13 protein-coding genes are annotated in these 11826 nt (G+C 71.8%); 7 read left to right on the forward strand and 6 right to left on the reverse strand.

Annotation, left to right across the window (positions count from 1 at the left end):
* Positions 1–73 precede the first annotated feature (73 nt).
* Together O1G22_RS15820 and O1G22_RS15825 are read left to right on the forward strand one after the other, a co-directional pair.
* Positions 74–379, forward strand: coding sequence for an LAETG motif-containing sortase-dependent surface protein (locus O1G22_RS15820; protein WP_270081946.1), 306 nt, complete (start codon positions 74–76; stop codon positions 377–379).
* A gap of 52 nt (positions 380–431) precedes the next feature.
* Positions 432–1208, forward strand: a complete 777-nt coding sequence (locus tag O1G22_RS15825) for a hypothetical protein (protein WP_270081947.1) — start codon at positions 432–434, stop codon at positions 1206–1208.
* A gap of 50 nt (positions 1209–1258) precedes the next feature.
* On the opposite strand, the gene hutH is transcribed toward O1G22_RS15825, so the two are convergent.
* The 3 genes from hutH to O1G22_RS15840 all read right to left on the reverse strand — a co-directional run bounded on the left by hutH (position 1259) and on the right by O1G22_RS15840 (position 4887).
* Positions 1259–2797 (reverse strand): histidine ammonia-lyase, encoded by a 1539-nt coding sequence (gene hutH / locus O1G22_RS15830; protein ID WP_270086433.1) that lies wholly within the window; start codon positions 2795–2797, stop codon positions 1259–1261.
* An 87-nt stretch (positions 2798–2884) separates the two neighbouring features.
* The gene (locus tag O1G22_RS15835) at positions 2885–4030 is read right to left on the reverse strand and encodes a GGDEF domain-containing protein (RefSeq protein ID WP_270081948.1); all 1146 of its coding nucleotides are present in this window, start codon (positions 4028–4030) and stop codon (positions 2885–2887) included.
* A 62-nt stretch (positions 4031–4092) separates the two neighbouring features.
* Positions 4093–4887, reverse strand: coding sequence for an enoyl-CoA hydratase/isomerase family protein (locus O1G22_RS15840; protein WP_270081949.1), 795 nt, complete (start codon positions 4885–4887; stop codon positions 4093–4095).
* A 198-nt stretch (positions 4888–5085) separates the two neighbouring features.
* On the opposite strand from O1G22_RS15840, the gene O1G22_RS15845 reads away from it, so the two are divergent.
* Complete coding sequence (locus tag O1G22_RS15845) at positions 5086–5673, forward strand: hypothetical protein (protein WP_270081950.1); 588 nt, start codon at positions 5086–5088, stop codon at positions 5671–5673.
* 2 nt (positions 5674–5675) lie between these two features.
* Here O1G22_RS15845 and O1G22_RS15850 read toward each other — a convergent pair whose 3' ends face one another.
* Both O1G22_RS15850 and O1G22_RS15855 read right to left on the reverse strand, forming a co-directional pair.
* Positions 5676–6782, reverse strand: a complete 1107-nt coding sequence (locus tag O1G22_RS15850; protein WP_270081951.1) for an adenylate/guanylate cyclase domain-containing protein — start codon at positions 6780–6782, stop codon at positions 5676–5678.
* Between the two features lie 648 nt (positions 6783–7430).
* Positions 7431–8297, reverse strand: coding sequence for a biotin--[acetyl-CoA-carboxylase] ligase (locus O1G22_RS15855; protein ID WP_270081952.1), 867 nt, complete (start codon positions 8295–8297; stop codon positions 7431–7433).
* A gap of 110 nt (positions 8298–8407) precedes the next feature.
* On the opposite strand from O1G22_RS15855, the gene O1G22_RS15860 reads away from it, so the two are divergent.
* From O1G22_RS15860 to O1G22_RS15875, 4 genes are all read left to right on the forward strand, one after another.
* Positions 8408–10000 (forward strand): acyl-CoA carboxylase subunit beta, encoded by a 1593-nt coding sequence (locus O1G22_RS15860; RefSeq protein ID WP_270081953.1) that lies wholly within the window; start codon positions 8408–8410, stop codon positions 9998–10000.
* A gap of 10 nt (positions 10001–10010) precedes the next feature.
* A complete protein-coding gene (locus O1G22_RS15865; RefSeq protein WP_270081954.1) occupies positions 10011–10220 on the forward strand; it encodes an acyl-CoA carboxylase epsilon subunit in 210 nt (69 codons plus the stop codon).
* 111 nt (positions 10221–10331) lie between these two features.
* On the forward strand, positions 10332–10460 hold the full coding sequence (gene mmpB, locus O1G22_RS15870; protein ID WP_270081955.1) for a morphogenic membrane protein MmpB: 129 nt from the start codon (positions 10332–10334) through the stop codon (positions 10458–10460).
* An 18-nt stretch (positions 10461–10478) separates the two neighbouring features.
* A complete protein-coding gene (locus O1G22_RS15875) occupies positions 10479–11099 on the forward strand; it encodes a Maf family protein (protein ID WP_270081956.1) in 621 nt (206 codons plus the stop codon).
* Here O1G22_RS15875 and O1G22_RS15880 read toward each other — a convergent pair.
* Positions 11068–11667: a hypothetical protein gene (locus tag O1G22_RS15880; RefSeq protein ID WP_270081957.1), complete on the reverse strand. Its 600-nt coding sequence runs from the start codon at positions 11665–11667 to the stop codon at positions 11068–11070. The two genes, O1G22_RS15875 and O1G22_RS15880, sit on opposite strands and share 32 nt — an antisense overlap.
* Positions 11668–11826: the final 159 nt, after the last annotated feature.

The following is an 11826-nucleotide window of genomic DNA, read 5'->3' on the forward strand; positions in this document are numbered from 1 at the left end:
CTGTGACCCGCGCCTTTCACTAACATCGCCCCACACGGCCAATTCGCCAGCGTCACAAGGGGATCGATATTCCGTGCCATCCGCTCGCCGTCCGCTGCTGACCGCCACCGCCGCGGGCACCCTGCTGTGCGCGCTGTGGTTCGTCCCGTCCGCGCACGCCTCGCAGGACTCCCCGGCCAGAGCGACCGTGGAGACCTCCACCACGCAGGTGACCCAGCAGGCCAGGGCGATGTCGGCGGCGGCCGCCGAGGAGGGCACCGAACTCGCCGACACCGGAAGCCCGGACACCACGCCGTACGTCGTCGGCGGCACGGCCTTCCTCGCGGTGGGCGCCGGATTCGTGGTGTATTCGGTGCGCCGCGAGCGCCTGGGCTTTTGATGCCCCTTAATTTCCGTTGACGATCTCTTGGCAGCTCCCGCATAGTGCGCCCATGAAGAGATCATCGGGCGTGCGTCTGTGCGCCGGCGCAGCCGTGGGTGCACTGTCGCTCGCCCTTGTCACGGGGTGTTCCGGCGGGGATGCGAAGAACACCGAAGATGCCGCGAAGCCGGCCGCGAAGGCGCTGAGCGCCGCCGAGTTGAAGAAGCTGATCATCGCCGAGGGCGAGGTGCCCGGCTACAAGGTGACACCGGTTCCCGCGAGCCGCGCCAAGCCGATCACGACCGACAGCGCGCTGTGCCGGCCGCTGGCCCGCGTGATGAGCGGGCTCCCGCCGGTCGAGGCGGCGGCGCAGACCGACCGTCTGGCCATGGAGAACCAGACGAAGGACCCCACGGACAAGGCGACTTCCATGAAGGACCTGGCCAGCGGGAAGTTCGAGGAGTCGATCCACAAGTCCCTGGACCGGGACGTCACCACGGTCACCCTGGCCTCGTACGACGGGAACGGCGCCGACAAGGCACTCGGCACGGTCCGCACCGCCGTGCCCGGCTGTGCGAACGGCTTCCCCGCCGCGCAGGCGGGCACGAAGACGAGGTTCACCAAGGTCACCGAGGAGAAGGCCACGGCCGCCGGGGACGGGCTGGTGGCGTTCACCGCGACCATGGACACCGGTGACGGGAACCCGGCTCCCGTCCACGCCGAGGTCGTGCGGACCGGGACCACCTTGTCGGTCTACTTCACGTCGAACCTGGGCGCGATGATGGACAAGAAGGCGTACGCGGTGTCGCCGGAGGTCGTCAAGGCCCAGCAGGCCAAGCTGAAGTGACGTAGCAGCAGGGCCCCCGCGCACGGCAGGGACCCCTCTCCTTTCGGTCCTTACCGCAGCGGGCCGGTGACCGACTCCGCCGCGGTGACCAGGTGGCCGCCGCGCACGAAGGCGTCGGCCGCGGCCAGGTCGGGCGCGAGGAACCGGTCCGGGCCCGGCCCCTGCACCCCGGCGGCGCGCACGGCGTCGATGACGGCCTGCGAGGCGGGTGCCGGGGCGAGGCCCTCGCGCAGCTGTATGGCGCGGGTGGCGGCGTACAGCTCGATGGCGATGATCCGGGTGAGGTTGTCGACGGCGGTGCGCAGCTTGCGCGCGGCCGACCAGCCCATGGAGACGTGGTCCTCCTGCATGGCGGAGGACGGGATGGAGTCCGCCGAGGCCGGTACGGCGAGCCGCTTCATCTCGCTCACGAGCGCGGCCTGCGTGTACTGGGCGATCATGAGCCCGGAATCGACACCGGCGTCGTCAGCGAGGAACGGCGGCAGCCCGTGGCTGCGGTTCTTGTCGAGCAGCCGGTCGGTACGGCGCTCGGCGATGGAGCCGAGGTCGGCGGCGGCGATGGCGAGGAAGTCCAGGACGTAGGCGACGGGCGCGCCATGGAAGTTGCCGTTGGACTCCACGCGGCCGTCGGGCAGCACGACCGGGTTGTCGACGGCGGAGGCCAGCTCACGCTCGGCGACCAGCCGGGCGTGCGCCATCGTGTCCCGGCCGGCACCGGCGACCTGCGGGGCACAGCGCACCGAGTAGGCGTCCTGGACACGCGGGGCGTCGTCCTGGTGGTGCCCGGTGAGCTGGGAGCCCTTCAGCACGGCGAGCATGTTGGCGGCGGAGGCACCCTGCCCCGGATGCGGCCGGATGGCGTGCAGTTCGGGCGCGAGCACCTTGTCCGTCCCGAGCAGCGCCTCCAGGCTGAGGGCGGCGGTGACGTCGGCGGACTTGTAGAGGGTGTCGAGGTCGGCGAGGGCCATGACCAGCATGCCGAGCATGCCGTCGGTGCCGTTGAGCAGGGCCAGGCCCTCCTTCTCGCGCAGCTCGACGGGCTTGATCCCGTGCTCGGCGAGCAGCTCGCCCGCCGGCCGCACCACCCCGTCCGGCCCCTCGGCGTCCCCTTCCCCCATGAGGGCGAGGGCGCAGTGGGACAGCGGGGCGAGGTCGCCGGAGCAGCCGAGGGAGCCGTACTCGTGCACGACCGGGGTGATCCCGGCGTTCAGCACGTCGGCCATGGTCTGCGCGACCTCGGGCCGCACACCGGTGTGCCCGGAGCAGACGGTCTTGAGCCGCAGGAACATCAGGGCTCGTACGACCTCCCGCTCGACCCGCGGCCCCATGCCGGCGGCGTGCGAGCGGACGATGTTGCGCTGCAGCTGGGCGCGCAGTTCATGGCTGATGTGCCGGGTCGCCAGGGCGCCGAAGCCGGTGGAGACGCCGTAGACCGGGTCCGGCTTCGCGGCCAGCGCGTCCACGATCTCCCGGGCCGCGGCCAGGGCCGCCACCGCCTCCGCCGACAGCTCGATGCGGGCACCGCCGCGCGCCACGGCGAGAACGTCGGACGCCGTGACACCGGACGTCCCCACCACCACAGTGTGCATATCCATATTCAGGAGCGTACGCATTGAATGCGGGGATGTCACTAGTGGGGTCCGGCGGCACCCCTTACTTATTCTGTGGCCTTCACCTCACGACCGACGCCCCCGGAACCGCCGCCGCTCGGCGGGCGCGAGATGCGGCGGCTCGTCCGCCAGCCGTACGACCGGATCCTCCGGCCCCTCCCGCCCCGCCACCACCGGCCGGTCCGCACGCAGGGCCTTGGCCCGGTACTGGGCGGCGTCGGCGAGCCGGAAGAGCCGCCGGGCGTCCAGCACCGGCCCGATCGGGTCCTCGGTCGAGGCGACCCCGCACGCCACCCCCTCCCCCAGCTCCAACTCCCCTGCCCGACGGCACAGTTCATCGGCGGCCTTGACCACCTCATCGGCGGCCGGCCCGACCGTCAGCAGACAGAACTCGTCCCCGCCGAGCCGCGCGGCCAGCGCCCCCGGCACCATGGCCCCGCACAGCGACAGCACCGAGCCGAAACGCTCCAGCAGCCGGTCGCCGACGGCATGCCCGAGGGTGTCGTTGACCCGCTTGAGCCCGTTGAGATCGCACACGACCAGGCTGACGACCACACCCTCGGCGCAGTGCCGTTCGACGGCCTCCTCCAGACGGACGTCCACAGCACGGCGGTTGGCGAGTCCGGTCAGGGCATCGGTGAACGCGAGCCGACGTGCCTCCTCCAGCCGCTCGGACTGCGCGAGTCCGGCGGCGACGACGGCGGCCAGGACGGTGGCGAACTCGGCGTCGGCAGGCCCGAACACGGGCACATCGACCGGACGGGCGACGTACAACTCACCCCAGGCCCGCCCATGCAGCAGTACGGGGGCGACGACACAGCACCCGCGCCCCCGGCGGCGCAGGGCGGCGACCCGCTGATGGAAGTACCCGGGCGTCCCGGCGGCGGTCCCCTCGGCGGTCTCCACCCAGGCGTTGGGCCCGCCCCCGCCGGCCCACCGCTCGTGCAGGAACTCGGTGATCTCCGGGAACTGGTGCACCGGATAGGTCTCGGCCGCCGGGAACTCCTCCTCGTCGGGCCGCCGGTCCCCGACGTTCACCAGGACCCGCAGCCGCCCCAGCTCCCGCTCCCACACCGACAGCGCGGCGAAGCTGCCGTCCAGCGCACGGCAGGCCCCGAGCGCGGCGGCCTGCCATGACCCCGGCGGGGTGTGCGCCGCCGCCATCCCCTGAGCCAGTGCCACGACTGCGGTCAGCCGCTTGTCCTCACCCATTACTCCAGGTTAGGGATGGTTTGCGGTAATCGGGACATTCATCTGTCCTTCGGGGTGCCGCTTCACTCCCCGGGCCACTCCGGCTTGCGCTTCTCGTTGAAGGCCGCCACTCCCTCCGCCCGGTCCGCCGAGAAGGCGACCGTGCGCCAGGCCGCGTCCTCGACCTCCAGCCCGGCCCGCAGATCCAGCCCCTGGCCGAGCCGCAGCGCCCGCTTGGCGGCACGCAGCCCGACCGGCGAGTTCCCGGCGATCCGCGCGGCCAGCGCCAACGCCTCCTCCCGAGCACGCCCCTCATCCACCAACTGGTCCACCAGCCCCAGCTCGGCCGCCTCCGCCGCCTCCACCCGCCGCGCCGAGAAGATCAGCTCGGCCGCGCGCGCCGCCCCGACCCGCCGCGGCAGCAACTGCGTACCGCCACCGCCCGGAATCACGCCCACGGACACCTCGGGCAGCCCCACCACCGCCGTACGGTCGGCCACGATCAGGTCGCAGGACAGGGCCAGTTCGAAACCACCGCCCAGCGCGAACCCGTGCACCGCCGCGATCGTCGGCATCGGCAGCTCCAGCACCCCGGTGTACGCCCCGCGCGTCACCGGCCGCTGCCGCCGCAGATCCGCGTCACTGAACGAATTCCGCTCCTTCAGATCGGCCCCGACGCAGAACGCCCGCTCATGCGAGGAGGCCAGCACGACCACCTGGACATCCGGGTCCCCGGAGAGCGCCGTACACGCGGCGGAGAGCGATCGGGCCATCTCCGTCGAGACGGCGTTCATGGCCTTGGGCCGGTCCATGACCAGCTCCGCGACCTGCCCATGCCGCCGCACCAGCACGAACTCCCCGAACCGCTCCTCGCCCATGACACCCTCCGACTCACCAGTTAACGCGGGTTAACTCACTGTCGGCCCGATCATCGCAGCCGCACCAGCCCCCGGGAAACCCCAGGGGGCTACACCCGTTCGAGTGACATCCCGCCCGTCTCCCCCCACATCACCCACAGGACCGCATAGCGTGCGTCCGCCACGGCGCACCGGGGGCGCACGGCGGGGAGGGAAGCCATGACACCGATACGCGCACAGGATCAGGCGGAGCCGGACGAGAGTCCCGCACCGGGCGCCGTACGACGCGGCCGCCACCGCAAGCCACGCCCCCGCAAGGTGCTGCTCGCGGCGGGCGGTCTCGCCCTGGCCGCGGGCGCCCTCAGCCTGGTCCGAGTCGCCGCCCCGCACCCGGGGGTCGGCTCCCCCGGCACGGCGGAGGCCGAGCCCCGCCTCGGCACCGGCGGCCCCACCACGGACCCCGCGGCGAACACAGCCGCCACGGTCGCCGCGTCCCCCACCGCACTGCCCTCGGCGACCTCCGCCATGGGCGGCAGAAACCTCGCCCCGACGACCACCGCCCAGCCGAAACCCGGTACGACCCCGCCCGCCAGCACGACAGCACCGTCCGCCACCACACCCCAGCCCACGACGCCGCCTGCCACCCCCCAGCCGTCGACGACACCGACGACCCCGCCGACTCCACGCCCCACCTCCACCCGCACCACCCCGGCGCCCACGCACAGCACGACGGACCCGGATCCGGGCGGGCTGTGCGTGCCGGTGATCGGCCTGTGCGTGGACCTGCCGGGACCGGGAGGGAAGTGACGTCAGGGGCGTCCGTCGCGGCGGGTGAGCAGCCACGGCTCGACCACACCGAGCCCGCGCACCGGCCGCTGCCACATCGGCTGGAGCGCGAAGCGGTACACCGGCGGCTCCTCGCCCTCCTTCTCGGCGGCCGCCGCGGCCTCGGCCGCCTCCGCCTCCGAGGCGGGCGCCTCACCGGTGCGGATCAGCTCCTCGGCGAAGGCACTGTCCACCAGCACGGCGTCGCGCGGCGCTATCGAGGTAAGCCGCGAGGCCAGGTTCACCGTCGTACCGAACACATCGCCCATACGAGTGGTGACCGTGCCGAACGCCATGCCGACGCGCAGCTCGGGCATCGTCTCGTCGTTCGCCATCGTCTCGACCAGCCGCAGCGCGATGTCGGCGGACGTACCCGCATCGTCAGCCGCGTACAGCACCTCGTCACCGAGGGTCTTGATGAGCCGTCCGCCCCGCGCGGCGACGAGATCGGCGGCGGTGGTCTCGAAGGCCTCGACGAGCTCCCCCAGCTCCTCCTCCTCCATCCGCCGGGTGAGCCGCGTAAAGCCCACCAGATCGGCGAAGCCGACGGCGAGCCGCCGGTCGACCATCTCCTCGTCGTCACCGGTCTGCACCACACGCCCGGCGGAGGCGGCGAGCTGCCGCCGCCACACATAGACCAGGAACTCCTCCAGCTCGGGCAGGAGCAGCTCGACGATCGGGTACGTCACCTCGGTGCGGGTCATACCGGGCTCCGGAGGCTCGGTCAGACCCTCCAGGAAGGAATCGATCTGCCATTCCGCCAACCGGGCGGTGGTCTGCCCCGTGGACCGGGCCACCTGCACCGCCATGGCCTCGCTCAGCAGCCCCGCCTCGACCAGACCGGCGAGCCGGCGCAGAGCCAGCACATCGGCCTCGGTGAGCGCCTTGGCCTGCCCGATGTCGGCGAACCCCATCGCCCGCCAGAACCGCGACGCCAGCTCCATGGAGACACCGGCACTGCGAGCCGCCTGGAACGGGGTGTAGCGGCGCTCGGCGCCCAGGATGAGCTGCTCCAGGCGCAGGGCCAGCGGGTCCTCGCCGGTGTCGGCGGCGTCCGCGCCCGCGCCGGAGCCCGTGTCGTCGACGGTCACGCCTGCTGCCCTTCCGATCTCCCGCGGTCAGGTAACGACCGGCCTCAACTCTACGGCAGGTGTGCGCCAGCTCACTCCGTTGGGTTTGGCGGGCGGGTTCGTGTTCGACCCCACCCAGCTGATCGACATCGGCCACAGCGGTACACCGACAGGCAGGAAACCCACCCCGACGAGACAGGAACACGCCGGACAGACGGCCACCCACGCCGGACAGGCAGCCGCACACCACGGGAAGACGACGCATTGGGCGACAGCCGGCGGCCGCGCCACGGCGGGAAGACGACGCATCGGGCGACGGCCCACGACGGACCGGCAGCCGCACACGGCGGGATGGCGACGCATCGGGCGACGGCCGGCGGCCGCCCACGGCGGGAAGGGGACGTGTCGGGGGGTGTCCGCCCGCAGCGGTTGGCGCGTCAACGCCGGAACCTGGACGGCCGACCGATTCCGCGCCGTTCCGAGGACGGACACCCCCCGGCGCGGCCCCGACCCCCCACCACACTGGGCGCTGCACCAGCCCCCACCCACCCGCACAGGCGCCGCAGGCACCCCGCCACACGAGCCGCAGACACACGACGCCCCACCGCACACGACGCCCCACCGCACACGACGTCCCACCGCACACGCGCCGCAGGCAACCGGCATCCGTCACGCGGGCCGCAGATGCACGATGTCCCCCGCCCCCACCGGCTCCTGCACACCCTCCCCCGTGGCGATGACCAGCCGACCGTCCCCGTCGACCGCGACCGCCTCGCCCACGATCGACCGATCCCCCGGCAACTCCGCCCGCACGGTGCGGCCGAGCGTGGCGCAGCCCGCCGCGTAGGTCTCCTGCAGACCACTCACCGCAGGATCCCCCCCGGCCGCACGCCACCGCTCGTACCATTCCTCCAACCCCCGCAGCACGGCCCGCAGCAGCGGATCCCGATCCGTGCTCACGGCCCCGGCCAGCCCCAGCGACCCCGCCTGCGGCACCGGCAGCTCGTCCGCCCGCAGCGAGACATTGATGCCGACGCCGATGACGACACTGTCCTCACCGGCCCGCTCGGCGAGAATGCCCCCCGCCTTGCGCTCCTCGCCCCCCACGGTCACCAGCAGATCGTTCGGCCACTTCAGCGCCGTATCGACACCCGCCGCCCGGGACAGCCCGGTCGCCACGGCGACACCGGTGAGCAGCGGCAGCCAGCCCCAGCGCGCCACCGGCACCTCGGCCGGCCGCAGCAGAACGGAGAAGAACAGACCCGAGCGCGGCGGCGCCGACCACCGCCGGTCCAGGCGCCCCTTGCCCGCCGTCTGCTCCTCCGCGACCAGCACCGCGCCCTCCGCCACCTCCCCGGCGGCGGCCCGTGCCACGAGGTCGCTGTTGGTCGAGCCGGTCCGCGGGACCACGTCGAGGTGGGACCACAGGCTCCCCTCCCGCACCAGAGCACGCCGCAGTGCCGCGGCGTTGAGAGGGGGGCGTTCCAGGTCGGACCAGCGGCTGCCGTTGTCGTCTGCTGCATTGTGCGGCGTCATGCAAGCCACCCTAGGTGTGGTAAACGACGCAGTGCTGACCGGTAGGGCCGCCACTACTCTACGGATGAGTAACCGTCCCCCCTTTTGAGCAGGCAGGGAGCCGCATCCCGATGTCCGAGCCGGAAGAGATCGACATTCACACAACCGCGGGCAAACTCGCGGATCTGCAGCGCCGTATCCACGAGGCGACGCACGCCGGCTCTGAGCGCGCCGTCGAAAAGCAGCACTCCAAGGGCAAACTGACGGCCCGTGAGCGCATCGGCCTCCTCCTCGACGAAGACTCCTTCGTCGAGTTGGACGAGTTCGCCCGCCACCGCTCCACCAACTTCGGGCTGGAGAAGAACCGCCCGTACGGTGACGGCGTGGTCACCGGCTACGGCACGGTCGACGGCCGCCCGGTCGCCGTCTTCTCCCAGGATTTCACCGTCTTCGGCGGCGCGCTGGGCAAGGTCTACGGCCAGAAGATCGTCAAGGTCATGGACTTCGCGCTGAAGACCGGCTGCCCGGTCATCGGCATCAACGACTCCGGCGGCGCCCGCATCCAGGAAGGCGTGGCCTCCCTCGGCGCGTACGGCGAGATCTTCCGCCGCAACACCCACGCCTCCGGCGTGATCCCGCAGATCAGCCTGGTCGTCGGCCCCTGCGCGGGCGGCGCCGTCTACTCCCCGGCGATCACGGACTTCACGGTCATGGTCGACCAGACGTCCCACATGTTCATCACCGGTCCGGACGTCATCAAGACCGTCACCGGCGAGGACGTGGGCTTCGAGGAGCTGGGCGGCGCCCGCACCCACAACACCGCCTCCGGCGTGGCCCACCACATGGCGGGTGACGAGAAGGACGCGATCGAGTACGTCAAGCAGCTCCTGTCGTACCTGCCGTCCAACAACCTCTCCGAGCCCCCGGTCTTCCCGGAGGAGGCGGACCTCGCGGTCAGCGACGAGGACCGCGAGCTGGACACGGTCGTCCCCGACAGCGCGAACCAGCCGTACGACATGCACACGGTGATCGAACACATCGTGGACGACGGCGAGTTCTTCGAGACCCAGGCGCTCTTCGCCCCCAACATCCTCACCGGCTTCGGCCGGGTCGAGGGCCACCCGGTGGGCGTGGTCGCCAACCAGCCGATGCAGTTCGCGGGCTGCCTGGACATCGCCGCATCGGAGAAGGCCGCCCGCTTCGTCCGCACCTGCGACGCCTTCAACATCCCGGTGCTGACCTTCGTGGACGTCCCCGGCTTCCTCCCGGGCGTCGGCCAGGAGCACGAGGGCATCATCCGCCGCGGCGCGAAGCTGATCTACGCCTACGCGGAGGCCACCGTCCCCCTCATCACGGTGATCACCCGCAAGGCCTTCGGCGGCGCCTACGACGTCATGGGCTCCAAGCACCTCGGCGCCGACCTCAACCTGGCCTGGCCCACCGCCCAGATCGCGGTCATGGGCGCCCAGGGCGCGGTCAACATCCTGCACCGCCGCACGATCGCCGAGGCCGAGGACTCGGGAGAGGGTGACGCGACCCGGGCCCGGCTGATCCAGGAGTACGAGGACACCCTCCTCAACCCCTACATCGCGGCCGAGCGGGGCTACATCGACGCGGTGATCATGCCGTCCGACACCCGCGCCCACATCGTCCGCGGCCTGCGTCAGCTGCGCACGAAGCGGGAATCCCTGCCTCCGAAGAAGCACGGCAACATCCCCCTGTAAAGGAGCCGCTGTGACGATCAGAGTCGTACGGGGCAACCCGACCCCGGAGGAGCTGGCCGCCGCCCTGGCGGTGGTCCGCGCCCGCGCCGCGGCGGCAGCGGCCCAGCCGTCCGGCGCGCAGGGCCCCAGGGACGCGTGGTCCGACCCGAACAGAATCACGTCCGCCCGGCTCCCCAAGCCGGGCCCGGCGTCCTGGACGCGCACTTTTTGGCCGAGCTGAGGCCGAACTCCCCAGGGGCGCGGGGAACCGCGCACAGCAGTGCAACACCGGGCACCAATTTGAGTAGCAATACTCAGGCACCCTCACCCGGCCCAGCCCCACGCTGGTGGCATGCTGTGGTCAGACCCGAAAGACGAGCCGCCGGAGGACCTGCGCGAAGCGCAGGACATGCTTCGGCGGCTCGGCCTTTTCATGGCCGTGGCGATGATCCTGGCGATGCTCGTCATCGGCCTGAGATGAGCCGACTAACCTGACCCCATGACCGCAACGCGCCGCAGGCGACTCATCCTCGCCTCGAAGTCCCCCGCCCGCCTGGGCCTCCTGAGGCAGGCCGGTCTCGCCCCGGAGGTGATCGTCAGCGGGGTCGACGAGGACGCCGTCACCGCCCCCACCCCCGCGGAGCTGGCCCTTGCCCTGGCCGAGGCGAAGGCCTCGGTCGTGGCGGCGAAGCCGGAGGTGCACGGCGCCCTGGTGATCGGCTGCGACTCGGTGCTGGAGCTGGACGGCCAGGCCCTCGGCAAGCCGGCCGACGCCGAGGAGGCGACGGCCCGCTGGAAGTCGATGCGCGGCCGGGCCGGCACCCTCCAGACGGGTCACTGCATCTGGGACACCGCGACCAATCGATACGTGGCCGGGGTCGCCTCCACCGTCGTCCACTTCGGTGAGCCGAGCGACGAGGAGATCGCCGCGTACGTCGCCTCCGGCGAGCCTCTCTACGTCGCCGGGGCCTTCACCCTCGACGGCCGTTCGGCGCCGTTCATCGAGGGCATCGACGGCGACCACGGCAACGTCATCGGCATCAGCCTGCCCCTGGTGCGCAAACTGCTGGCCGAACTGGGCGTCGGCATCACAGAGTTGTGGACACCGCCGGCCGAGTGACGACCTGGGCGGGTACGGAGTCCTGAGGGTCCTCGTCCCCGTCCTGCGGCTCGTCCGTACGGGGGGCCGGTACGACGGCCGCCGTACCCGGGGCGGTGCCCGATCCGGTTTCGGCGACGGCCTCGGGACCCCCGCCCTCCCCCGCCCCACCGCCGGAGGCGCTCTGCTGCGGGCCGGCGTCACGGTCGTACGTCATCAGGAGCAGCACGACGAGGCCGAGCACGGCCACCATGAACAGGAACGCCGTCCAGCCGACCAGACCCCAGGCGAAGGCGCCCAGCAGGCCGTGTACGACCGCCACGCTGATCAGCAGGACACGGCCGAAGCCCGCGGGTGCGCGGTCGCGTATCGCGACCAGGACGGCCACCAGGGCGCACAGGACGAAGTAGAGACCGAAGACGATGCCGCCGATCTTCGAGGACGTCGCCATCGCGGACGGGTCGAGGCCCGCCAGAGACATGTCCTGCCGCTCGACGACCACTCCGAGGAACCAGTTCAGCGCCGCGACGAAGACCCCCTCCGCGAGGAGGACGACCGCCACGACCCACGCCACAGGCCTGCGCACCACCGTGGATCCACCCACTTCCCAGCCAGTGTTCTCGTTACCCCAGGTACGTTCGAGCCAGCCCGAACGCTACTAACGGGTAAACCCGGGGACAAGGGTTCGCGTGGCAGCAAAGAATCATTGGGCCATTCGTAGGGACTCGACAAAGAATCCGAGTGGGCC

It is taken from the genome of Streptomyces camelliae (assembly GCF_027625935.1).
Taxonomy (GTDB): Bacteria; Actinomycetota; Actinomycetes; order Streptomycetales; family Streptomycetaceae; genus Streptomyces; species Streptomyces camelliae.